General features: G+C 37.6%; 20 protein-coding genes and 1 pseudogene. 2 read left to right on the forward strand and 19 right to left on the reverse strand.

The features are described 5' to 3' along the window. Nucleotides 1-240 (forward strand): annotated as a pseudogene (locus JOD45_RS08160) (transposase); the annotation flags it as partial. 285 nt (nucleotides 241-525) lie between these two features. On the opposite strand, the gene JOD45_RS08165 reads toward JOD45_RS08160, so the two are convergent. From JOD45_RS08165 to JOD45_RS08225, 13 genes are all read right to left on the reverse strand, one after another. Next, on the reverse strand, nucleotides 526-1164 hold the full coding sequence (locus JOD45_RS08165) for a hypothetical protein (RefSeq protein ID WP_205003407.1): 639 nt from the start codon (nucleotides 1162-1164) through the stop codon (nucleotides 526-528). 123 nt (nucleotides 1165-1287) lie between these two features. Next, nucleotides 1288-1509 (reverse strand): hypothetical protein, encoded by a 222-nt coding sequence (locus tag JOD45_RS08170; RefSeq protein ID WP_205003408.1) that lies wholly within the window; start codon nucleotides 1507-1509, stop codon nucleotides 1288-1290. A 113-nt stretch (nucleotides 1510-1622) separates the two neighbouring features. Beyond that, nucleotides 1623-2009, reverse strand: coding sequence for a hypothetical protein (locus tag JOD45_RS08175; RefSeq protein WP_205003409.1), 387 nt, complete (start codon nucleotides 2007-2009; stop codon nucleotides 1623-1625). 175 nt (nucleotides 2010-2184) lie between these two features. Further along, nucleotides 2185-2895: a hypothetical protein gene (locus JOD45_RS08180; RefSeq protein ID WP_205003410.1), complete on the reverse strand. Its 711-nt coding sequence runs from the start codon at nucleotides 2893-2895 to the stop codon at nucleotides 2185-2187. Further along, nucleotides 2892-4604 carry a Tle-like phospholipase domain-containing protein gene (locus tag JOD45_RS08185; protein WP_205003411.1) on the reverse strand — a complete coding sequence of 571 codons (1713 nt, stop codon included), beginning with the start codon at nucleotides 4602-4604 and terminating at the stop codon, nucleotides 2892-2894. The genes JOD45_RS08180 and JOD45_RS08185 overlap by 4 nt, the downstream gene beginning before the upstream one ends. Before the next feature lie 6 nt (nucleotides 4605-4610). Continuing rightward, a complete protein-coding gene (locus tag JOD45_RS08190; protein WP_205003412.1) occupies nucleotides 4611-4976 on the reverse strand; it encodes a hypothetical protein in 366 nt (121 codons plus the stop codon). Between the two features lie 161 nt (nucleotides 4977-5137). Next, complete coding sequence (locus JOD45_RS08195; RefSeq protein ID WP_205003413.1) at nucleotides 5138-5659, reverse strand: hypothetical protein; 522 nt, start codon at nucleotides 5657-5659, stop codon at nucleotides 5138-5140. A gap of 9 nt (nucleotides 5660-5668) precedes the next feature. Further along, the gene (locus tag JOD45_RS08200) at nucleotides 5669-6868 is read right to left on the reverse strand and encodes a ParM/StbA family protein (RefSeq protein ID WP_205003414.1); all 1200 of its coding nucleotides are present in this window, start codon (nucleotides 6866-6868) and stop codon (nucleotides 5669-5671) included. 1219 nt (nucleotides 6869-8087) lie between these two features. Further along, complete coding sequence (locus JOD45_RS08205; RefSeq protein WP_205003415.1) at nucleotides 8088-10010, reverse strand: FtsX-like permease family protein; 1923 nt, start codon at nucleotides 10008-10010, stop codon at nucleotides 8088-8090. Further along, a complete protein-coding gene (locus JOD45_RS08210; RefSeq protein WP_205003490.1) occupies nucleotides 10007-10759 on the reverse strand; it encodes an ATP-binding cassette domain-containing protein in 753 nt (250 codons plus the stop codon). Before JOD45_RS08210 ends, JOD45_RS08205 begins: the two co-directional genes overlap by 4 nt. A gap of 89 nt (nucleotides 10760-10848) precedes the next feature. Then, a complete protein-coding gene (locus JOD45_RS08215; RefSeq protein WP_205003416.1) occupies nucleotides 10849-11865 on the reverse strand; it encodes a sensor histidine kinase in 1017 nt (338 codons plus the stop codon). Nucleotide 11866: 1 nt separating this feature from the next. Further along, nucleotides 11867-12562 (reverse strand): response regulator transcription factor, encoded by a 696-nt coding sequence (locus tag JOD45_RS08220; protein ID WP_205003417.1) that lies wholly within the window; start codon nucleotides 12560-12562, stop codon nucleotides 11867-11869. A 339-nt stretch (nucleotides 12563-12901) separates the two neighbouring features. Then, complete coding sequence (locus JOD45_RS08225; protein ID WP_239549162.1) at nucleotides 12902-14263, reverse strand: MFS transporter; 1362 nt, start codon at nucleotides 14261-14263, stop codon at nucleotides 12902-12904. Between the two features lie 574 nt (nucleotides 14264-14837). Here JOD45_RS08225 and JOD45_RS08230 point away from each other — a divergent pair. Then, a complete protein-coding gene (locus JOD45_RS08230; protein WP_205003418.1) occupies nucleotides 14838-14978 on the forward strand; it encodes a hypothetical protein in 141 nt (46 codons plus the stop codon). A gap of 150 nt (nucleotides 14979-15128) precedes the next feature. Here the strand turns inward: JOD45_RS08230 and JOD45_RS08235 are convergent, their stop codons facing one another. The 6 genes from JOD45_RS08235 to JOD45_RS08260 form a co-directional block, all read right to left on the reverse strand. Beyond that, entirely contained in the window at nucleotides 15129-17219 is a 2091-nt protein-coding gene (locus JOD45_RS08235) for a PAS domain S-box protein (RefSeq protein ID WP_205003419.1), read from the reverse strand. After that, complete coding sequence (locus tag JOD45_RS08240) at nucleotides 17191-18051, reverse strand: CheR family methyltransferase (RefSeq protein WP_380896894.1); 861 nt, start codon at nucleotides 18049-18051, stop codon at nucleotides 17191-17193. The genes JOD45_RS08235 and JOD45_RS08240 overlap by 29 nt, the downstream gene beginning before the upstream one ends. 11 nt (nucleotides 18052-18062) lie before the next feature. Continuing rightward, on the reverse strand, nucleotides 18063-20819 hold the full coding sequence (locus tag JOD45_RS08245) for a hybrid sensor histidine kinase/response regulator (protein ID WP_205003420.1): 2757 nt from the start codon (nucleotides 20817-20819) through the stop codon (nucleotides 18063-18065). A 184-nt stretch (nucleotides 20820-21003) separates the two neighbouring features. Beyond that, nucleotides 21004-22917 carry an ABC-F family ATP-binding cassette domain-containing protein gene (locus JOD45_RS08250; RefSeq protein ID WP_205003421.1) on the reverse strand — a complete coding sequence of 638 codons (1914 nt, stop codon included), beginning with the start codon at nucleotides 22915-22917 and terminating at the stop codon, nucleotides 21004-21006. A gap of 37 nt (nucleotides 22918-22954) precedes the next feature. Next, a complete protein-coding gene (locus JOD45_RS08255) occupies nucleotides 22955-23413 on the reverse strand; it encodes a threonine/serine exporter family protein (protein WP_205003422.1) in 459 nt (152 codons plus the stop codon). A gap of 21 nt (nucleotides 23414-23434) precedes the next feature. Next, nucleotides 23435-24184, reverse strand: coding sequence for a threonine/serine exporter family protein (locus JOD45_RS08260; RefSeq protein WP_205003423.1), 750 nt, complete (start codon nucleotides 24182-24184; stop codon nucleotides 23435-23437). Between the last annotated feature and the right edge of the window lie 67 nt (nucleotides 24185-24251).

A 24251-nucleotide genomic window follows, 5' to 3' on the forward strand; every position in this document is an offset into this window, starting at 1 on the left:
GATGAAATGGTTGAAGCTGTGCCAGATGACCAATTGTTTTCTCATTATAAAGGCGGCGGCAGAAGTTCCTATCATCCGAAAATGATGCTTAAAATTATTCTCTATGCTTATTCCCAAAAGGTTTACTCTTGTCGCGGCTTCGAAAAATTGACAAGAGAAAATATCCCTGCCATGTGGTTGGCGGCGGTGCAGCAACCAGACTTTCGCACGATCAATGAATTCCGTGGCGAACGGATGAAAGTCTTAGTAGTCTTATCATGTACCAAACTATTCCCGCGGAAATAATGATAAAACCACTGATGATTGTAAAAGCTATGATGAATATTTTGCGTTTTTTCATGCTAAATCTCCTATATTACTTTGCATTAACTCTTTTATATTTAGAAAATTAAAGAAAGACTTTTAAATTTATTAAGGGGACCCTAAATTTTACTATTAAGCAGATATATTGCACCTACTGTTAAAAAGGATATTATCAGTCACAAACGTTCTTCATCGCTAGCATTTATACGCAAAGAATTATCTTTATCTAATTTGTGCTTTCTTTATATCCTCTGGCTTATGGTATGGATTAGTTTCTGGACTATCATATTCTATGTCAAAGATTTTATTGTTATTTAGGTACTGTATTCTTAAAAATAAATTTTTGCCAATACCTCTTTTATCAATATCTTTTAATAAGGAAAGTATTTTACCATTTTCCTCCAATTGGCTTTTTTTATCTTCGGGATACTTTTTTTGAAGATGAACTTGTATGTCATTGGATTCAAACTTTTGTCCATATTTTTTCCTTATCTCTTGGATGGTTGGAAATTTACTAACATCAATTGGCAAATTATCTGGTACATCAGCCGTTGCTACAGAAAATTTGATCTTACCAAAACCATTTTCTTTAAACATTTTTTTAACCTCTTGATTAAATTGCTCATCCCATGCCTCATCAATAATGTCATATCTTTCAAGACCGTAAAATGAAGTGCTTGGTCTGCTTAATAAAATAGTTTTATTTATTCCCTCAACCTTCAATTTAACATCGGCATAATAGCCGTTTTCTGTCCAGCGCTGCTCGACACTTGTTACTGTCGTATGACGATGAAATCTGTCCTCAACCTGTTTTGTAACAAGCGATTTGATTTCTTTACTTGATATTGGCGGTTTTATCATGTACCAAACTATTCCCGCGGAAATAATGATGAAAATACAAATGATAATAGAAACTATGATAAAGACCTTGTGTTTTTTCATGGTAATCTCCATTAATTCTAACAATGTCACAAAGAGTTCTATTTACTTCATTAATGCTTTATTTAAATCTTCTGGTTTGTGATATGGGTTTTTCTTTGAACTATCGAATTCTATGTCGTAAATTTGTTCATTGTTCTTGTATTCTATTAATAAAAACAAATTGCGGGCCATTCCCCTCTTTTCCATTTCTTTTAATAGCGCAAAGACCTTTTTATTCTCCTCCATTTGTCCTTCTTTATCTTTAGGATACTTTGCTTGAAGCATTATTTGTATATTGTTAGAGCTAAAATTGTTGCCATATTTCTTTCTTACCTCTTGAAATGATGGGAACTTTGAAAGATTTATAGGTAAATTCTCAGGGACTCCTGAATAAGCTACTATATTATCAACTTTCCCAAAGTCATATTTTTTAATAAACCCTTTACTTCTTGAGCGAATTGTTTACTCCATATATCATCTATCACTTCGTATCTCCAAAGGTTGTAAAACTCCCCAGTATAACCCTCAATTTCAAATGTACCATTTATTCCTTGTAATTTTACTTTAACGTCATACATACTACCATTTTCTGTCCAGCGCTTATCTACGTTTGTCACTGTTACTCGCCTATGAAACCTTTGCTCAAGCTGCTCTTTTGTTGTTTCTTTAATTTCCTTTTCTTCCATATAATCTTTAAGTAAAAACCATCCGATTATCGCTGCAATGATAATTAAGACAGTACCTATGCTTGAAAGAATTATTATCTTTATTTTACGTTTCTTCATGCTTTCTCCATACTTTGTCCGGTCGGTTTTTTATTTTGACCATGTTTTATTTAAATCCTCTGGTCTCTGAAAAGGTATAATGCCGGCTTGTCCAAGGTCACCTAATTGAAAGGCCTATTATCAAAGTGGTATTTTCTTCATTTCTTTTATTACATCTCATTTTCCTAAGAAAATTTTATTTAGTCTTTGCTTTATTTAAATCTTCAGGTTTGTGGTATGGATTTGTCTTTGGATCTTTGACTCCAATTACATAGATTTGCTTAAAATCACTATATTCTATTACTAAATAAAGATTCCTTGCTATTCCTCGTTTCTCCATCTCTTTTAATAAAGTAAATATTTTCTTATTCTCTTCTAATTGACCTTTTTTAGTTTCAGGGTACTTTGTTTGGAGCGTTACTTGGATATCATTTGACACAAATTTTTGTCCGTACTCTTTCCTTACTTCTTGAATAGTTGGTAGTTTCGAAATATCTATAGGTATATTTTCTGGAACTGTAGCATCAGCATCAATATATTTTAATTTAAAACCTTTAGTATTAAACATTTTTTTCATTTCTTTTGTAAATTGTTTATGCCATATATCATCTATTACTTCGTATTTCCAAAGGTTGTAAAACTCTCCTGTATAGCCTCCGATTTCATAGGTACCATTTACTCCTTGTAATTTTACTTTAACGTCATACATACTACCATTTTCTGTCCATTGCTTATCCACATTTGTTACTGTAACAGGCCTATGAAACCTTTGCTCAAGCTGCTCTTTTGTTATATCTTTAATTTCGTTAGCTTCCATTAATTGTTTTAACATAAACCAAACCACCCCTATTATTATAATAAGAACAATAAAACCTAATATAATTAATAGTACTTTATGTTTCTTCATTTCTGACTCCTTTGTAACAATTGTTCAAGTTCATGTTTGTATCCTTTTAATTCATTAAGAATTTTTTCATCATTTGTGTGATAATTGTGTTTTAAATCATCAATTTTAGCTTCTATTTCAGTAATTTCTTTTTCAAATGAATGGATTTTATTAATCTCGAGATTTTTTATATATTCATGATTAATAAAAGGATCCTGATCATAAAGGTTAGAATTAACCTCTTTCTCGAGTTGTTTTTTATTTAACTGAAGCTTTATAAGCTTTTTAGCGTAATTTCCGATTTCCTCCTTATTTAACTCCTCTGGAATGTATCTGTCCCCCATATTTTGGAATTTATCCATTTTTTCTAAATTAGATATCATTTGATTAACTTTTGACAATAAATCATTTGTGTATTTTTCATCAACTCGATTATGATTGCTATAAATTCGGTTATTTATTACCCGATTTTCTATGTTTTCTAATTGTTTTTTTGATATTAAATCATCTTTTACTTTTGCAGTATCGGTAAGTTTAATGTCATTTGATATTTCCCTTTGCTTTGAATCAATTAATATGTTACCCCTTTTATCAAAACGGAAACTTCTATTAATTTCATGCGGTTTTAAACCACTTTCAAGTGCCACGTTTGGAACGGAAATATTTATTCCAGGAGAATATTTCATATTAATAGGCTTTTTGTGCTTTTCGGAAATAAGATCACCTTCAACCCTAAAGTTAACCATTTTTTGATTATTATTTTTAAGAAATTCTTTTTTCGAACCTGGCGTATATCTGGGAGCATTGAAGGTGACTGCTGTTGTATTATATTTATCAGCTTGATTGTCAGCAAGCCACCCACCTAGAGAATGACCAGTAAATGTTAAATTTATATTATCTCCTAATTGTCTTTTTACCTTTTTTATAAATTTATCGGCATCTCTATCCTGTGATGAAGAATATCCTCTTTTTACCCCTGTAATTGCTAAATCAGGTGAACCCCAAACATTTCCTGTCAGTGATAAAGCAGGGATTCCTAAAACTCCAGTAGTATCGTTCTTGACATCCCTATATGCATCTTTAAAAGATGTTATAAAATTACTCTCAGTTCCCCTAAATGCAATAATATAATTATTTGATGTTCCAATTTGAAATATTACCGCATCTAAACCACTCTTATAGTGATGGACAATCTCTCCACTTATTTTTCTCAACCTCACCTTCCCTATTTTAAATTTTTTCAGTTCTTTATTAATTTTATTTTCATCTTGATAAGCCAACGATGATAACTTCGCATATTCCTCCGGCGTCACTTTACCAAATATCTCCGCCATCAGCTTCTCCTGTGATATCTTCTCCGCATCCGCCATCATTTGGAAATCGTTAAATTTACCAAATTTATCATACATATTTAGTATACCTGCGGAAAATCCTGTTAGCAGTGAGATTGGAGCCATATCAGCCATTTCAGCGGTTAGGATAAATCGTGAAAGTTCATCAGCTGCTTCTATATAAGACTTTCCTAATTGTCCTGAAGAAGTGATAATTTGTTCACTTTTCTGATAGACTGAAGAAGTATACGGGGTAGATCCGCAGCGGCTCAAGACCTCATTAATATGGGTATTGAGCGATTCTAAACTTTTATATAATGTTGACATTTCTTTGAAACTATTTTCTAATGAGCAGGCAGCCTTCTTGAGGGGTTCGGGTTCGACTTTAAATAATGGCACGTTCTCTTAGTCTCCTTTCATCATTTTTAGTCTTTCTTTCTTTTCCCTTTGTTCTTTTTCTTCGATTTGATGAGCAAGTTGACTTTCTTTTTGAATTAAATACTGAATGCTGTTTTGAACCAATTGGATTTGTTCATCTATCGTTTGCAACAGTACAGTTCCTTGCTGTGTCGTACGCTCGAATTCGTTCATGAAATGCTCTTTTTTCTTGCCTTGCCAATATTGATCAGATGTCCCTCTATGAACAGCCGATTGAGTTTGGTGTATGACATGATTCGCTTGCTGATTAAGCATTCTTAGCTGGGTTAAGGCTGTTTTTAATTCTTCTATATGATGTTTGAGTTGCTGTAAGGCCTCCCTGGAAACCTCCATATTATCTATCTCCTTACTATATGCCTAGTATGATACTCCTAAAAATAACTCTATATATAAATTATACCATTTTATTGGCATTACTTTTATATATACCAAACAAATCATGAAAAATATAGAAAAAATCCGGTTTACCTTATAAGATAAACCGGATTGTTCAACTATTTATTGAGTTCAGCAAGGAAGTTTCCAATGAGTTCCTCTGAATTATCTTCTTGAGGCTCTTCATTTTTATCTGCTTCTTTAGCTTCATTAAAATCGTCAAGTGTAAAGTCATCAAGATCCATTTTCTGAAGGTCATCGGAGGCAGCTTCTTCAGAGAGATTTAAAGACTTGCCTACAGGCTCTGAATGAACATTAACAGAAGAAATCATAGAAAAAGGATCAGCTAATATTTGATAAACAATCTTTCCAATAATCGCCTCAGATTGTTCGTGTTTCAGCCAGTCCCTTTGCTCCTTATTTAACTTCTTAGGGAGAGGAATGGTGATTGTTTCCTTGTCATCAGATAGTGAAGCTTCTATCCCCTTAAACACATAATTTGCTATTTGACTCGAAAAATTTCTTCTCTCTCTTTGTTTTAATTCATTCAAGTGCTGCAAAATATAGTCCGGGGTATCAGAAGGAATGCGAAAAGCAATGGATTGCCCTCGTGTAATAGCCTTCGGTGCGGCTTTTACCATATCATCACCTTATTTTTTTACTGGTTGCTTTTCTTTTTGTTTTTCTTGATGCTTTTGCTCCGAACCCTTCTTCTGCTTTTGAATGTATTCAGTAATTAATTTATAGTAGGCATTTGCCATCATCCAGATACTTTCTTTTTCATCTTCAAAGAAATCAATATTGTAGCCGTCTAAACTATTATTTAAGTTTTTAATATAATCTTTTAAGATGATCGATCCGCCGCCTATAAAATAAGCAATCTCGGTTTGTGAGTTTTTCTGCCAAACATTGCGTAAATGACGGTATTGCTTTTTAGCCAAGTCCAGTAAAATACGATCCACGATGTCATGAACGCTTGTCCGGCTGCCTTTAACCATAATATGGTTTCGGTCATTTTTCTTAGTAATAATTTCAACCACATCTCTGCGGCTGTCCAATTCAACACCGTGTTTCATTCTAATTTCTTCTCTGATCTGCTCAAGCGCTTCAGAAACGCCAAGATTAAATCCTTGCGCCTTATCATCATCAACATGGCTGTCTTTTACAACAGCGATATCAGTTGAGAGCCCGCCAATATCTTGGATTAGGAGCCGTTTATGAATCAAGTCTTTATTTACAATATTCAAATGGTTGTCCATGACAAGGTTTATAAAGGCAGCGAATCCTTCAGGATAGACTTTCACATCGCTAAATCTTATATTTACTTTTAATCCCCGGTGCTTAGGTGTGACAAGAAATTCAACTTGATGAACAGAACCCAGCAGCTTAGCCCTAAAGCTCACATCTTTTCCTTGTTTTACCTCACGCAAAGGAAGACCGGTGCCCAGCGTATAATTCGCATCAACAATATCGTTTGACCGGTTAAAAACTTTTTTATTTTCGTCACTGACAGCATCCAGAGCCAATGCTGTAAATAGCATAACCAACGTTTGATCTTCTTCAGATTTATTGCTTCCTGGATCCAGTTCAGTCGCATTTGGCACTTTAGAAGCTAATTTCCCAACCCGATAAATAGCATTGTTTTCTTGTAATGCTGGAGAATGCACCTTAACATGGAGTTCATCTATTGGATTTTTACTATCTAAATCTTCTATACCGATAATTGGACGGTCAGCCTTATCTCTCGCAACTACATTTGGTATGTACAATTCTGACTCTAAGCGTCCAAACAGCCCTTTTAATGAATCGTTTCCAACATCTATCGCTGCTGTTCTGCTAAAATTACCCATTTTACACCATTCCTTTCAGTTAATAGGAATTATTTATAAAGAATTTTCTTGATTATATGTTAAGCGTACATTCGCTTACACTTTTCGTCAATAACTTTCATTGAATCTTAATTTTGTTTTCAAATGCGTAAACATATTTACATATTCGAAAACTCGTAAACAAAAACGTGAACATTACTCCCGACATCAAGTAAACAATTATGTTCACTTGAAAACATTTTTGTATACTCGTAAACACTTTTGTATATATTTTTTTCGCTCTTTCTATTAAACTCTTATCTTCGTACACCAAAATATAGCAGGAATCATAAAACGGTTCGTTAAAGTTATTCGTTTTTTGTGTGTTTAGGTGTAAGCGATCTGGAATAAACATTTTACCGCCTTCTTAAAATAAACAAAAACTTGAAGGCCATTTTTTAACAGGAAAAAATGTGAGGTAATTTCCCACTCTAAAATAGCTTTGATGCTGCCGAGTTTCGTTTTCAAAATCGTAAACATGTATACAAATAAGAAAACTTGCAAACAAAAACGCTAACTCGATGAACTCAGGAGGTCATCATCTCTTTGTTTACAAGTATGCTTTTAAGCAAACAAGTAAACTTATTTGTTTACGTTATTTTTGATGAAAATGGGAGCTGTATCATTTATCTGTACATCCTCCTAAGATATTTAAAAATCTCGATTGTTATTTCGATCAACAAAAAACATCTTTAAAAGCATAGGATATATAACATTTAATTAGGATCAAGCGTTTTCTAATCTGTTTACACGTTTACATATATGTATGGACGTAAACAAAAACGCTAACAACTTGACGCGGAATATGTTCACAATATCGTTTACACGAAAACGTTTTTATAAACATGCAAACTTGTTTGTTTGTATTAAAAGCTGTCTGTCATTCAAATGATTTTTTTCCTTTCTTGCCTCCTATTTAAGACTTGAAGTGAACCGGCATCATTTAAACCGATGCAAGCGTTCGACTCTGACATATGCCTTAAATTCCGATAAGCTTTGATTTTGCTTCTTTAAAATCTTATGTTGTATTGGGTCCCCTCCCCTAAGAATTGAAACTTAACTCTCTCATTTCGAAAAAATGCAAAGCAAGTGGAGAAAAAGACTATTTTTCCTCACTTGCTTTATTTATAGGGACTTAGCCAACAGTCACGTTCATATATCAAACATAAAATACGTTTAACCTTTTCCTGGTGACCATGGCTTATCTGTTAATATATTGTTTCAAGTGATGCACATAGCGCGAGCGTATCACGATAAAAAAGATCACCTCAATGACAGTGAATATCGCTAAAACACTGCATACTTCTGTTCTTAAAGAGGTGCCCATCATGCTTTCTAAAACACCAAGGGCAAACATTGTATGAATAGCAGCCAAAACAAAAGGCGCAAATAATAAAATTGCTATTTGAATGGTTGACGTCTTTTTCATTTCTTTCTCTGAAAGGCCAACCTTTGACAGATTATAATATTTTTCTTGTTCTTTATTTAGATCCGTATACAAACGGAAATACAAGAAGCTTGCCGCTGCGATAAAGAATATCACACCGATAAAGAAGCCGATATACAGCATCAAATTTTTCGTCAATTTTTCAGCATGGTACAAATCCGATGAAGCGAAGTAATAGAATGAAGGGGCGGTACTGTTTCGCTCAAACTTTTTTTGAAGATATTGGGCAATTGGATAAGTTTTTTCCCAGTTCTTCACTTGATACCCGTAGTAAGTCATTTTGTCATCAATAGGAGTTATACTATTCATAATCTTATCATTCACGATAATAGTGTTGCCCAAACCGCTAGGCAAAATATTCCCTTCAGCTCTGTCTATCACACTTAGTTTTAAATGCCCCTTGTTCAATGACACTGTCTTTTGACTTAGAAATGGATTTTTATCAACACTTACATTTGGGTAATTTGGAATGAGATAAGCTTCAGTTTTTCCCAAATGAATCGTTTTTCTGTGCAAAATGTGAGCGTTTTTATTATAATCAGATTCGCTCATAACAAAGTAAAAGGAGCCATTAATCTCCTGTTTTATAAAATGTGTAACATGCTTTTTATAAGAAAAATGGTGCTTATTCAGCTGCCGCTCTAACGCCTTAATATGGGTTCCCTCTTGGCGATCCTTGGATGTTGCGATATACGTAAAATGATATGGAAAGACTTTTGTCGTTTGACTCTTCACGTTTTGACTTAAAATATATAGAGAAGAAATCGCTGTAAAGGCTATCGCTGAGAGGATCGTCACGATAAATAGCATACGGGCATTATCCCTTATCCGATAAGCCAAGTCGGAAATCCATAGCATATTCGTTTTCTTCATGTAAAAGCTTTGTTTCTTCTTAAAAAGATCAATCATTAAGATGCTTAGCTGCGAAAAGAAAAAATATGTTCCTATCGACACGATTATGGTTATAACCAGCATGGGATTGCCTAAGTTCTCTGCTAAATCATTTAAAAATGTATTTGCTCCTCCAAAGGATAGCGCCAATCCATAACCGCCGATTAGGCAGACAAAGCCTAGAACAGATAATAACCAGGAAAATTTAATCTCCCTGTTTGGCTCCTTCCCCCTCTTCAGCAATTCAATGATTTTTGTTGACCTTATGAGTATTGGAGTCAAAGCTGAAATAATCATAAATAAAATGAAGAAACCAACAATCGTAAGAATAATGGCTTTAACAGGGAAGTAAAAGTTAAAATGATTAACTGACAAAATCTTTTCTCCGATTAATAAGAAAAACTTAGAGAATACAAGGCCGATAATAATGCCTGCAACAATCGAACAAGATCCAATCATCATATTTTCAAGGAAAATTAGCCGGTTAAACTGTTTTTTTGACATACCCAAAACCATAAGCATGCCGAATTCCTTCATTCTCACTTTCAAAAAGGAGTTAACCGAGTAAAGAATGAACAGGAAAGAGAAACAGAAAATAATGATTTCCGCCGTTTGCATCGTTAACCCCATTGTTGATCCTTCAGCGACAACACTTAAATTAGGATGGAATAAAGTGACTGCAAACGAGAAAAAAATCATCACAGAAAAAGCACTGCTGAGGAAGTACGCTAAATAAGTCCGAGCATTTCTCGTCACATTGTTAAAAGCAAACTGACGAAAATTCACTTTGCTGCTCCCCCAATCAAAGAAAGAACATCAATAATTTGCTGATAAAATTGTTTTCGGCTCTCCCCGCGATGCAATTCGTTATATAATTGTCCGTCTTTAATAAAAATGACACGATGACAATAGCTGGCAGCTTGGGCATCATGCGTTACCATAAGTGTCGTCACTTGCTCATTTTGATTAATGGTTTCAAAAAGTTCCATAACATCGCTTGCTGCTTTGGAATCAAGATTTCCCGTCGGTTCATCGGCCAACAAAAGCGATGGCGAATGAATAATGGCCCGGGCAACAGCAGCACGTTGGGCCTGTCCGCCGGAAACTTCATATGTCCTTTTATTTAAAATCTTTTCAATGCCCAACTTAGACGCAGCTTCCTTTAGCCTCTTATTCATTTTATCGACTGGAACCGCATCTAAAGTTAACGGCAGAACAATATTTTCGCCGATTGTAAGGGTGTCAAGCAAATTAAAGTTTTGAAAAACGAAGCCCAGCTCACGGCGCCTAAATTTTGCAAGCTGCTCCTTTTCCAAAGTATGAGGCATTTGTCCATTTAAAATAACTTCACCGGAGGTAGGAAAATCGATTGTAGAAATAACATTCAACAAAGTAGATTTTCCGCTGCCGGACGGGCCCATAATGGCTGCAAATTCTCCTTTGTCAACGGAAAGGTTAATATCTTTCAGTGCTGTATAAGCAACTTTGCCTTCATATACCTTCGAAACGTCATTTATTTTCAATACTTCCAAGATGATGCCTCCTCAATTTCTGGCGAGATGCTTTATAATTGCACCTTAAATGATCTAAGCATTGACTGCTATCGCTTTTTATTTCATCAACCTTACATTTCTGTAAGATTTGACGGCAAGAAGCTGTTTTTGGCAGCATGAAAGACAATCTTTACTGTTGTACCTTTACCGACGGCTGATTCAATTTGCACCTCGTGGCCAAGTTTGTCACACACCTTTTTTAGGATATACAAGCCCATGCCTGTTGATTCTCTGAATTGCCGGCCGTTTTCCCCTGTATAGAAGGGATCAAATACTCTGCGTATATCTTTCTTCGGGATGCCGACTCCCTCGTCTTTTACCTCTAAAATGGTGTTATGGTTTTGCACATAGCCTGAAATATAAACTCTTTTATTCGGTTCACCGGAGTAGCGAATCGCATTGCTTAATAACTGCTGCAACATAAAGGAAAGCCACTTCTCATCAGATTGAACAATTGCCGCTTTGTCTACATTTACGGCCGGAAAAACGCCTTTGCGTATAAAAAATTCCTTTAAGCTGTTAACGCTTTGATTAACCAATGAATGAAGCTGAATGACTTCCGGACGGAAATCATGCTCGAATGTATCTAATCTAGCCATATACAAAGCCATGTTAAGTCCGCCGTTCAATTTATCTAACTGCTCTTTCATCTTTGGGGCAAACGGTTCATCTTCATAATCTTGAGCCATTAGCTGTAATACAGAAAGCGGTGTTTTCATCTGGTGAACCCATTGATTCATAAATAAAACATGCTCTTTAAGTGCTTTTTCCTTTTTATGCATCTCTTTTTGAAATAGCCGATATTGTTCTTTTAATAACTTTTGGATGCTTCTCGACAGAACGGTATGTTGATCATCAACCATAATCTCTTCCAAATTTTTTGGTTCAGCAGTCAATTTTTTATACAGCATCCGATGACTTAAATATCTATAAACGAGAAAACAAACCAATACGAATAAGCTTATAAAAACAAAATATATTTTATTGCTTTCAAAACCGCCGGCAAAGCTGTACATAAAAAATAAAAAAACAAAGTTAAAAACATATATCAGCAAGAAGGGTAAATGGTCATAGAAAAATACCTTCATCTTATTCCCTCCATGATATGTTCAAACGGTAACCCAGCCCGCGAACTGTCTCAACGGCATTTTTGATGTTCAAATCCTCAAATTTCTTTCTCAGCCTGGCGATATTAACATTTAATGTATTTTCTTCAACGAAGCTTTCATCATCCCACAGCTTTGACAGCATCATTTCCCGGCTGACCGCCTTAGGATGCTTCGACAGCAGCAAATCTGCTAAAATGGATTCTTTTTTGGTTAACGTCACACATTCATCATTAAAGCAAAGCTCCAGCCGTTCAGGATATAGACTAAGCCCCTCTACTTCCAGGATCCTTTCTTCCGCATTCGGCGCATAGCTGCCGTATGCCCGCCTTAATTGCCCTTTAATTTTCGCTTTAACAACATCATAGTAAAACGGCTTTGTAATGTAATCATCAGCACCGCTTTCAATTGCCATAACTTGATCCATCTCTCCCAAACGAGCGGAAATAAAAATAATCGGACAAGTCGATATCTGCCTGATTTTTCGGCACCAATAGTAACCATCAAACATGGGTAAGTTAACATCCATCAAAACAATATGCGGCTTGGATTTCTTAAATAAACTTAAAATATCCTCAAAGTCTTCAGCTATTGTTACTTCATATCCATACTTTTCTATATGGGTGCTTAACAGCTCTGAAATATTTAAATCATCTTCTACGATCATGACCCTATACATTTATATCTTCCCCTTTATAGATAATGTCTGATGATTGCGAAGTTCTTATTATTTATATTAGCAAAAAGTTCATTGATCTCGGGCCGTTTCACTAAATTCATGCCGCTTTAAGATACGACCCACATAGAGTTTAATGTCCACTTCCTGCAAAGTTTGTACTCAGATCATTTTTTAATATCGTACCCGTTTATTTTATAGTTTAGGCAATACTGTTTCTGCTGCTGATACCCTTTTATCCTAATTTCCTCATTATACCTGTAAAAAGTCCCTGCGCATAAAATATAAACGCACCTGTAATCCAGAGGTTACAGATGCGTTTATTATCAAAATATCCCATATTTATTCAACCGAACTTGCTTCATTCAATGTTTGGTTCTTAGTTTCTTCGGCCATAAAGATACAAACAAGTAATCCGGCAAAGGTAACAATGGCTCCGATAATCATGGTTGGTCCAATCCCGAGATCTTGCAGCCCAATCGGGAATAAGTAAGTACCGAAGAACGCCCCGACACGGCTCATAGAAGTAGCTACGCCAACAGCGGTCCCCCGCACTTCCGTAGGGAATAATTCATTTGGCGCAAGCCAGTCCATGACATTGGGCCCTCCGGAAAAGATAGCGTAGAGGACAAAGCCGATAACAATGAAAGCGACTGGTCCGCGCGGGAACAAGCCGAGCAGCAAGATACCTGCCGTCATGCCTGCGAAGCTTGTTATCATCATCGGGCGGCGGCCCATTTTATTAACAAGCAATAATGCCGGCACACAGCCAAGCAGGAATAGGAAGCTGATGATTGCCGATCCTAAGCCGGTAGAACCTTCAAATAGATGATATGACTTCAGCATCTCAGGTCCGAATGTCAACATCGCAAATAACGGGGCCACTTGAAACGTCTCAAAAAGGCCAATATACATAATTCGTTTGAAATAACCAGGAGAAAATAGTTTTTTGAAACTGGTTTCCTCGACTTCAGAACCCGGCGGAACAATTTCGTCAATCGAAGCCTTTTCACCATAAACTTGCTTAACAACTTTATCCGCTTCTTTCTTCCGCCCCTGATTTAATAGCCAGCGAGGAGACTCCGGTGTACCGAGCCTTAAAAGGACAAGAATGATCGCCGGAATGGCACTGCTGGCAAGCATCCAACGCCAAGCATCCGGTCCAAACCGCAGCATCCATTCACCGACAAGATAACTTACTGTCGAACCAACGTAATATCCAAAAAGTGTGACGCCGAGCATAGCTCCGCGGTGTTTACGCGGTGCAAATTCAGCTAACAGCGATGTCGCAATCGGATAGTCAGCACCGACAGCTATACCTAAAATGAGCCTTAAGATGAATAATTCCGCGCCGTTTTGAACCCAGAATTGTAAAATAGAAGCAACGATTAAAACGATAAAGTCGAGGGTGTACATGAGTTGTCTGCCAATTTTATCGGTAAGATACCCGAAAAATCCGCCGATGAATATACCTAATAAAGCAGAAGCGCCGATTAATCCGCTCCATACCGCATTTAAATGGAGCTGAGGTGTAATTTGTGTAAGGGCGATTCCAATGATACTTAAGATATATCCATCTAAAAAAGGACCGCCTGAGGAATATAATGTAAGCCGAGCATGAAAGGGCGTAAACCCGGCGTCCTCAACATAATTCTTTTTCTTTCTTTTTTTCGAATGCAAATGAACCATCTCCTTTCTAGCCATAGGACACGCTGATTAGATGAATAATTCAACGCATTCTTGTCAAAAATTTGCATTCGGCTCCTGCTAAATAACGTTTATTACCTTAACATACTTTTCTTGTCCATGTCATGCGATCAGCATTATTTTTTCTAAAATATCAAATATTCTTTCCTGCAATTTTTTTGCTGCTCATTACACTTCACTGTTTTTATTGCTCCTATAGTTTATCTTATAAATCTCTATCTTATTCTGTGTCTATAAACAGTGAAAGTTTCATTCATATTGAACGCTTTTGCGCCGTATATTGTATGTATTGAAGCCTATGGCGGATGGGCATGCAGGCATAGCCTAAAATGCCATGGAACGGCGTCATAAGATCCCATGGATGTGTTGGCGTGTTTTGGTTTGTTTTCCATTACATATCTCCTGGTGCTGAATTTTCCTACGTACTTCTATACCCTTATCATCACATTAATTAAACTTAATCATTTGGCGGTTATCGAATCCCTATGGGGTTTATGGTCTTAACTTTTCCTTAACACTTCAAATCAGAGGATGTTAAGTATGATTAATCATGTAAAGGAATATATGCATCGTGTTTCGTAAACCTTATGCATTTATTTTCGACCTTGATGGTACACTTTACTTAGGAAACAAGATTAAATTAAATCATTTGGGCATACCTGCGCTGAAGATGAAGCCCTTGCCTCGGCAAACCTTACCGCTGCTTATTTAAAACAATCAACGCATAGGCCTGAAGCAATTTATATCATCGGTGAACAGGAGCCAAAAACGAAGTCCCTTGCCGCCACAGGCAGAAAATTAGAACTCATTTTGGCAAGCCATCCTCTATTCATAAAAAGTGGAGGGCCTGTACCCTCCACCTTTACTTTTTATAAACGATGTTGTTAAAACGGATAAAAAAGGACGTCCCCTTATCGCTCGATTTCAGATCTATATCAGCATGATGCCGATTCGCTACGCTGTAACAGATAGCTAACCCTAACCCCGTCCCCATCTCCTTTGTCGTAAAGAAAGGGGTGCCGATCTTATCAATAATTTCTTGATCTACTCCAGACCCTTGATCACTTACTTCTAATATAACAGACTGTTTTTCCGCATACGTCCTGATCGTCAGCATTCCTCCAGGAGACATCGATTCCAAACCATTCATGGATAAGTTGAGAATTAACTGGCGAATCTCCTTTTCATCCAAATAAAGCTCAGGACAGTCGTTTAAATCAAGAGTGACTGACATGTCGGCAAGAACAGCTTCTGCTTGAATCAATGGGTATAATGCTTTAACAATGTCATTGAGCTGTTTGGGCATTTTATTTGTCGCCTTATTTTTAGCCAAATTAAGAAACTCTGAAATAATGGCATTGGCCCTTTTTAACTCGTCTAACATCAAATCAATATATTGTATAGATATATTTTCGGGGTCGCCTTTTGATAATTCCAAAAAACCTTGAACTGTTGTCATAGGATTTCTTATTTCATGGGCAATGCCGGCAGCCATTTCTCCGATTAAATTCAGACGATCCAGGCGCGCCATTTCTTTTTCCAATTGCATACGCTCTGTTATATCCGTTATCGTACTCAGTATGCACCTTTCGCCGTCTATGTCGATAGCTTCTGTGGACAGAAGCCCTTCCTTTAATTCACCGGATTTGGTCAGATAATGAATCTTTTTATTATGAATAGACTCCTCTGTATCTAAGCTACGGTTCCCATGCGGCCTGCCGCTCTGATCTTCTTCTTCAATCTTCAAAATATGGGATGTTTGATTTTTGACTTCGCTGTAATCATAGCCTGTATATTGAAGCCAGCTCTTATTAACATCTATGTATCTGCCGTCTTCTTTTGAACGGATGGCGATCATACAAGGACTAGACTGAAATATCTTATAAAATAGTTCCCGGGAAATACGGAGATGCTCTGCTGTTTTCTTTCTTTCTAGAATTTCACTCTGAAGCTTTTTATTAGTTCGCATAAGTTCCCGAGTTCGCTCTTCTACCAGCCCTTCCAAAATCTTATATTGGTGTTTCCGTTCCTTTTCTAATTCTTTCCGTTCAGTGATGTCTCGAATAGAACATACAAAAATATGCTCATCCTCTACCGTTGCTTCTCCGATCTGAATATCGACGGGAAATCTTTGCCCGGCTTTGCTAAGGGCTTCAGTCTCAATCACTTTATTCTTCATATTTTTAAAACGGTCTTTCATGATTAAGCGCTGATCTCCATTAATATCCTTGATATCCGGAAGAAGGTTAATCACATGGTGCCCCGGCAATTCATTCATTTTATAGCCGAACATATGCTTTACAGAAGGGTTAACAGATAAAATATAACCTTGGCTGTCAAAGGTGACAATGGCATCTAACAGCGTTTCGCCAATAACCTTTGATAAAACCTCATTCTTGCGCAAATCAAAATTTTTCCGATTTAACTCTTCATTGATTTCCTTAATCTTAAGAAGGCTGTTCTGTTTTTCCCGCTTCATGCTTTGGTGGATTTTCACAAACTCTTGAACCTTTAATTTTAATTCTTCGGGATGAAACGGCTTGAAAATATAGTCAATAGCGCCAACGTTATAACCTTGCAAAACAGACTCTATTGTTTGGTTAATAGCTGTGATGAATATAATAGGTATGTGCTTTGACTTTTCCCTTTTCTTAATGAGCCGGGCTGTTTCAAACCCATTGAGGCCCGGCATTTGCACATCTAATAAAATCACGGCAAATTCTTGTTTCAAAACGTATTTTAATGCTTCTTCCCCAGAATAAGCCTTGACTAAACGATAATTTTCAGATTTAAGCACAGCTTCTAAAGCTAACAGATTTTCCGGATGATCATCAACAATTAAAATATTATTTTCTTCATGATTGGCCTCTGACCGTGTGGCTCCCTTAGCGGAAATATGTTCATTGATTTGACTTGAAATATATTCATTTGATTTTTCTGTAAATTTTTTCAACTGAATCAACTTCCTCATAATAATTTGCAATGCCGCTGAATTGTATGCTTTCTTTGCTTCCCAAGCCAAGAATCCCCGATAAGGATAAGCTGTCATAGAGCAGCTGATGGACACGGCTTTGCAATAACTTATTAAAATAAATCAAGGCGTTTCTGCAGATGATCACATGAAATTCATTAAAGGATTGATCCGAAACCAAATTATGCTGGGCAAAGGCAATATTTTTTGCTAAAAATGGATGAAACGAAGCGTGCTCATGTTTGACAATATAATATTCTGAGAAGGACCTTGTTCCGCCCGCTTCAAGGTAATTTTTCGTATATTTTTTCATTCTGTTTAAAGGGAATAGCCCTTTTTGAGCGCTTTTTATGACGCTTCCATTTATATCGGTCGCGTATATTCTTGTTTTTTCGTATAGCCCCTCTTCATATAAGAGAATGGCCATTGAATAAACTTCTTCTCCTGTCGAACAGCCTGCATGCCAAATTCTTATAAAAGGATAGTCTCTAAGAATCGGAACAACTTTGGTTCTAAATGAAGAAAAAAAGCTCGGATCCCGGAACATCTCAGTCACATTAATAGAAAGGTCAGACAGCAATTTTTCCATCATTTTGGGATCATGAAACACCCTTTCCTGCAATCCTGAAATGTTTTCTATATTGTCCGTACGCATGCGATGCCAAATTCTTCTTTTTATAAACTGAATGGAATAGTTTCTAAAATCAAATCCGTAATAGCGGTATATCCCTTCAAGCAGCAATGCAATTTCAATATTTTCTAAGTTGTCGACAGGTCTTAAGAAACTGGTATATTCATTACCTAAATACTCCATAACCATAACACCTATTTCTGCTGGTAAAGCCATACCCGGATGATAGATAACAGCTGTTCTATATTTACTGGCTTGCTGATATAATCAGAGGCTCCAGCCTCAATGCAATGCTGTTTGTCATGCTTCATAGCCTTCGCAGTTAAGGCAATGATCGGGATATTGCAGCATTCAGGAATTTGACGTATGATGCGCATGGCCTCAAATCCATCCATTTCAGGCATCATAATATCCATTAGAATCAGGTCAATATCCGGATGTTCTTTCAGTACGTCGATGCCGCCCTTGCCATTTTCTGCGAAAACAACTTTTACTTGATAATTCTCAAGCACTGTTGTTAAGGCAAATATATTGCGCATATCATCATCAACGATCAATATTTTTTTATCTTTAAGCAGGTTTTTCTCTTCTTTAGGATAATGTGATATTTCATCCACTTGTACTGGCGCTTCCGGCGATTGGCTGGCATCCGGCAAAAGTGTTGCAGCCGCTTCATGCTTGGATATTGATAATTCTGTCACGGCTTTATCATGTATAGAGTCTGGAAGATATAGAGTGAAAGTGCTTCCCTTTCCTTCAATGCTTTTAACGTCAATATATCCCCCCAATAACCGGGCAATCTCTAAACTGATAGACAGGCCCAAACCTGTCCCGCCGTATTTTCGGCTGGTTGTTCCATCTGCTTGCTTAAATGCCTCAAAAATAATCCGCTGCTTGTCTTTTGGAATCCCGATGCCTGTATCGTTTACAGAAAAGGCGAGCAGCGGGCTTGAAGCATAGTCATCGTCTTTCCTAATACTCAATTGATTGTCGGCCCTTTTAATCCGCAAAGTTATTTCACCCTCTTCAGTAAATTTAAAAGCATTTGACAGCAGATTATTCAAAATTTGGCACAAACGCTGGCTGTCCGTATACATCACTTTTGGCAAATCAGACGCCAGCTCCACGTAAAATCGGATACCTTTCTTTTTGGCATAATGAATAAAGCGCCTCTCCGCAAATGCCTTTATTTCTGTTAACTCAAACGCCTCTGGATTAACCTCAATTTTTCCTTGTTGAACTTTTGTTAAATCTAAAATGTCATTGATTAAATGCAAAAGGTCGTTGCCGGATGAAAGAATCGTTTTCGCGTATTCTACTTGTTTCTCAGTTAAGTTCTTCTCAGGATTATCAGCGAGCATTTGAGCCAGAATTAATAGACTGTTAAGCGGCGTTCTTAACTCGTGGGACATATTAGCCAAAAATTCCGACTTGTATTGCGAGCTCAGTGACAGCTGCTTTGCCTTATCCTCAAGGATCTCTCTTACTTCTTCCAGTTCCTTCGTCTTTTGTTCAGATTGCCTAAATTGCTCTTCCAATTGCTCATTAACGGTTCTTAATTCTTCGTGCTGCATCTGCAATTCTTCCGACTGAGTCTGCAATTCTTCTGTTAAAGCTTGTGAGTCTTGCAATAATTGCTCTACCTGCATTTGCCTCAAAATACTTTTGATTGTTATGCCAATATTGCCCATAACCTCTTCGAGCAGCATTTTTTGCAATGGCGTAAATTGTTTTAGCGAGGCTAATTCAACAACGGCCAGCACTTCACCTTCAAATTCCGCAGGCATAACAATAATAGTTTTCGGGGATGCCATGCCTAAACCGGTAGTGACTTTCATATAATTTTCAGGAATATCATTAAGAACAAGCATTTTTTTATCAATAGCGCATTGTCCGATAATCCCTTCTCCGAGGCGAAATTTCTCTATACCGATATCATGGGGCTTATTTGAGGCATAGGCGGCTGCCTTTTTAAGATATTGTTCGTCCCCGCTGCCTTCCTTAATATAAAAAACGCCGTAGCTTGCTTCTACCATTGGAGCGATCTTCATAATAAAACGATGAGCCAGAGTATCTAAATGATCTATGCCGGGGTACATGTTGGAAACTTCTGAGACCTTTGTTTTTAACCAGCTTTGTTCCTCGGCAGAATGTTTAAGTTTCTTTTCCTGCATCGCCTGCATTTCAATAGACTCCGCCATTTTATTAAAAGCCTCTCCTATGATCCCGATCTCATCTTTTGTATTAACCTTAATGCGCGGAAGCCTGCCGCTTTCGCCTAAGCTGACTCTTGACATAACAGAAGTCACTTTATTAAGGTTGAACGTTATGCTTCTTAGAATCCAGACAGCTATGAAAAGCCCTGCCAGCAAACCGGCGATGATATAGATAGATACCATCTTCAGAGCAAGATTGTATGTTTTTTTTGACTGATCGATCTTATTGTTCACTGCTTTCACTTGAATATTTTGCAGTTCATCGGCCTTTTCAGTCATTTGCTCTCTGACTTTGCTGCTTTTATACCAGTATAATTTGGTCAGCTCCTCTGTATCGCCAGTCGCAAAAAGTTCATCGGATTTTTTTTCCATTTTGGTTAAAGTCTTATTCATCATTCTTAAGTCTTTAATGAGCTTTTGGGACTTTTCCTCTCTATCCAGTTTTCTCAGAGATTCTATGGCTGAATTTGCCCTTTTTAAAGCATTATATTTCCCATTCATTAACTCCGATCTGAATTTTTCAGGGGGATTGGCAATCAAACCTCTGGAATCCATGCTGAAAATGCTCAATTCCTCCTGAATCGTGTTTGCCAGCTTCACCATTTGATAATTCTTAGAAATCCCATCCATATTTTCATCAAGCTTATCCAGCATCATGGTTAAAATAACCTGTAGGATAATAAATAACCCGAATAAAATGCCAAATCCTAAGTATAATTTTGTTTTGAATGTCATAGTCTTTTTATCCTGCCTATTTTGTTTTACTTTAAATATAGAATAAAACTATAAAGTTATCAAACTATTTTAAACAAATAACTTTTCAGTTCCCCTGAAATAAAAGTTAAGGCCGCAGCACTTCATGCTGAACGGCCCTATCAATCATTCATCATTCAACTTTCGCATCTAAAAATCAAAACACCTAGCATCGGCTGTTCTCAATCTCTTCCACTAGCAGAGACAGTTCTGCCCAACGTTCCATCGCTTGTTCCAATTCTTGTTCTGCGTCCTGCTGTTTTTGATAAAGTTCTTGGACCTTATCAAAATCATTGCCCGCCTCTTCAATTTGCTTCTGCAAAGCGGCAAGCTGTTCCTCAAGCCCTGCAATGCGATCTTCAATTTGCTGCCATTCCTGCTGATCTTTATACGATAATTTCTTAGGGCGATCTTTCTTGTCTTTCGATTTCTGCGGTTCTTCTTTTGCTTTAGAACGTTCCGCTTTCAAAGCCTTTTCCTTTTCTCTGTTTCTAACTTGCAAATACTCCGTATAATTCCCTTCAAAGCGGCGGATAACGCCATTGCCTTCAAAAGCAATCAGATGATCAACGACCCGATCCAAGAAATAGCGGTCGTGGGAAACGGTAATCACGACGCCTGGAAAATGATCTAAATAATCTTCAAGAATGGTTAGTGTTTGTGTATCTAAATCATTTGTCGGCTCATCTAAAAACAGGACATTCGGTTCTCCCATTAACGTTCTTAATAGATACAGACGGCGCCGTTCTCCGCCTGACAGCTTTCTTATATATGTCCATTGCGCCTCTCTAGGGAATAGAAAGCGTTCCAGCATTTGTTCTGCCGTAATGACTTGGCCATCAGCTGTTCGAATCACTTCTGCAGCTTCTTTAATATATTCTATGACCCGCAAGTCCTCATTCATATTATCATTATCTTGGGTATAATAGCCGAGTTTCACGGTCTGGCCGATTTCAACGGACCCTGAATCAGGCTCGGTGCGGCCCGCTAGTATATTTAACAGCGTTGACTTCCCGCTGCCGTTTGGCCCAATGATTCCAAGCCGTTCGCCTGGCGTGACAATATAGCTGAAATGGTCAATGAGCGGCTTTCCTTCATAATACGCCGTTACATCTTCTATCTCCAGCACCTTGTTGCCAAGGCGTGACGATCCAATGGCGATATCTATCTGCCCTTCGGTTACACGGCTTTTTTGCTGCTGTAATTTTTCTACTCGACCGATTCGCGCCTTTTGCTTTGTAGACCGCGCTTTAGCGCCTCTCCGAAGCCATGCAAGTTCCCTTCGCAAGAGATTTTGGCGTTTTCTTTCATCGGAAATTGCTTTTTCTTCCCTTTCCGCCTTTTTCTCCAGAAACAACTCATAATTTCCATCGTAGGTATAAAGCTTTCCTTTATCCAATTCAAAAATCCTGTTCGTCACGCGATTTAGGAAATAACGGTCATGCGTAACGAGAAGAAGCGCCCCCGGATATTGCCCTAAGTATTCTTCAAGCCACTCAATGGTTTCATTATCCAGATGGTTTGTCGGTTCATCTAAAATTAATAAATCAGCTGGCTGAATCAGCGCCTTGGCAATCGCAACCCTCTTTTTCTGTCCGCCTGATAAATGCTTTACTGATTGTGAAAAATCAGTGATATTAAGTTTGGTTAATATCGTTTTAGCTAATGTATTGGCATCCCATGCATCACTTTCGTCCATCTTTTGCTGCATCGCTAAAAACTTTTCTTGTTTTTTCGCATTCTCCGGATCAGCTTCAAGATCAGCCAATGCCTGTTCATAGTCCCTCAACACTTGCATTAACGGGGAGCCGCCCTTAAAGATTTGTTCAAGAACGGTTAACTCTTCGGTAAATTCCGGGTTCTGGGGCAAGTATTCAATGCTAAACTGGTTCGCGTGAAGAATCTCGCCCTCATCTGGAGATTCGATGCCGGCAATAACTTTTAATAAAGTCGATTTTCCCGTGCCATTAACACCGATCAGGCCAATGCGCTGCTGTTCTGAGACAACAAATGATATATGGTCAAATAATACCTTCTCACCATATGTTTTATATAAATTTTCTGCTGATAAAAGACTCATTTTTATGATCATCCCTTGTTTCCATAACTTTTTGCAATCATTGTCTGCCGGCTGATTTAGACCGTTTCGATTGCTTAAATTTGATGATTAATTGATTGAGGACTTCGGAAAAAACAAGACCAACAGCAATAGCGCCTGATATCATAAAAGCTCTTGTTGCCAGCTGAATCGCTGTATTATATTGATTTTCAACAATATGCCTCATAGCATCATATGCCGTACCGCCCGGAACTAATGGAATGATGCCGGCAACGCTGAATACAATCATCGGCGTCTTATAACGTCTCGCAAAAACTTGGCTGATCGCTGCGACAAGGAAAGCCGCTGCAAATGAAGCCATCACGTTATTGACATGATGATTAAACAATAAATAGTAAACCATCCAGCCTATCATACCTACAAGGCCGCACTTGACTAAGCTTTTTTGCGGCATATTAAAAATAATGCCAAAGGCGCCCGATGCAATAAAACTTGTGATAATCTGTTCTACGATCATGTTATACGAGCTCCTCTCATTTTAATAAAGCGCCAAAACAACAGCGACGCCCGCTCCAATCGCAAATGCCGTCAAAAAAGCCTCTGCCCCCTTGGCTAATCCCGATACCAAGTGGCCCGCCATAAGATCGCGCACCGCATTCGTAATTAATAGGCCGGGAACAAGGGGCATGACTGAGGCAATAATAATTTTATCCAACTGATGAACGATGCCGGTGATAACAAATAAAAAGGACACTAAACCAATGATTAGAGAGGCTAAAATTTCAGCAAAAAATTTCAGCTCTACCAGCCGATGAAAATAGATAAGGCCGGAAAAACCTAATCCCCCCGCTATGCAGGCAGGTATAAAATCATGCCAGCCGCCCAGAAACATAATTAAGAAGCAGCCGCTTGACAGTGCGGCTGCGGCAATTTGCACTGGAACCGGGTAAGCAAGATTAGCCGTTTCTACTTGTTTCAGAGCATGATAAGCTTCTTCTACCGATAAATCGCCGCTGCTGATTTTCCTCGAAATGCTATTAACTATCGTCACTTTCTTTAAATCTGTTGAACGCGCTGGTATACCGATAATTTTCGTTCCTGCTCCGTCGATCGAAAATACAATGCCTGTCGGTGTTACATAGCTGTGCGACGGATGATTGCCTAAGGCATCGGCAATGCGCCTCATCGTATCTTCAACCCGATAAGTTTCTGCACCGGATTGCATCATGATCTTGCCGGCAAGGAGACAAACTTCCATAACTTCATTGTGGTTAATTTTTTTTTCCATAACTTCTCTCCAAAGATTAGCGTTATGTAAAACTTTTTTCAAATCTACCTTTATTATATAATAACTT

It is taken from the genome of Scopulibacillus daqui (genome assembly GCF_016908855.1).
Taxonomy (GTDB): domain Bacteria; phylum Bacillota; class Bacilli; order Bacillales; family Sporolactobacillaceae; genus Scopulibacillus_A; species Scopulibacillus_A daqui.

What these genes read in the sequence shown, in the direction of transcription:
- JOD45_RS08165 (WP_205003407.1), bottom strand. Translation starts at nt 1,164, where the DNA reads ATGATAAAACCGCCAATATCAAGTAAAGAAATCAAATCGCTTGTTACA.
- JOD45_RS08170 (WP_205003408.1), bottom strand. Translation starts at nt 1,509, where the DNA reads ATGCTTCAAGCAAAGTATCCTAAAGATAAAGAAGGACAAATGGAGGAG.
- JOD45_RS08175 (WP_205003409.1), bottom strand. Translation starts at nt 2,009, where the DNA reads ATGAAGAAACGTAAAATAAAGATAATAATTCTTTCAAGCATAGGTACT.
- JOD45_RS08180 (WP_205003410.1), bottom strand. Translation starts at nt 2,895, where the DNA reads ATGAAGAAACATAAAGTACTATTAATTATATTAGGTTTTATTGTTCTT.
- JOD45_RS08190 (WP_205003412.1), bottom strand. Translation starts at nt 4,976, where the DNA reads ATGGAGGTTTCCAGGGAGGCCTTACAGCAACTCAAACATCATATAGAA.
- JOD45_RS08195 (WP_205003413.1), bottom strand. Translation starts at nt 5,659, where the DNA reads ATGGTAAAAGCCGCACCGAAGGCTATTACACGAGGGCAATCCATTGCT.
- JOD45_RS08200 (WP_205003414.1), bottom strand. Translation starts at nt 6,868, where the DNA reads ATGGGTAATTTTAGCAGAACAGCAGCGATAGATGTTGGAAACGATTCA.
- JOD45_RS08215 (WP_205003416.1), bottom strand. Translation starts at nt 11,865, where the DNA reads ATGAAGGTATTTTTCTATGACCATTTACCCTTCTTGCTGATATATGTT.
- JOD45_RS08220 (WP_205003417.1), bottom strand. Translation starts at nt 12,562, where the DNA reads ATGTATAGGGTCATGATCGTAGAAGATGATTTAAATATTTCAGAGCTG.
- JOD45_RS08225 (WP_239549162.1), bottom strand. Translation starts at nt 14,263, where the DNA reads ATGGCTAGAAAGGAGATGGTTCATTTGCATTCGAAAAAAAGAAAGAAA.
- JOD45_RS08240 (WP_380896894.1), bottom strand. Translation starts at nt 18,051, where the DNA reads ATGGAGTATTTAGGTAATGAATATACCAGTTTCTTAAGACCTGTCGAC.
- JOD45_RS08245 (WP_205003420.1), bottom strand. Translation starts at nt 20,819, where the DNA reads ATGACATTCAAAACAAAATTATACTTAGGATTTGGCATTTTATTCGGG.
- JOD45_RS08250 (WP_205003421.1), bottom strand. Translation starts at nt 22,917, where the DNA reads ATGAGTCTTTTATCAGCAGAAAATTTATATAAAACATATGGTGAGAAG.
- JOD45_RS08255 (WP_205003422.1), bottom strand. Translation starts at nt 23,413, where the DNA reads ATGATCGTAGAACAGATTATCACAAGTTTTATTGCATCGGGCGCCTTT.
- JOD45_RS08260 (WP_205003423.1), bottom strand. Translation starts at nt 24,184, where the DNA reads ATGGAAAAAAAAATTAACCACAATGAAGTTATGGAAGTTTGTCTCCTT.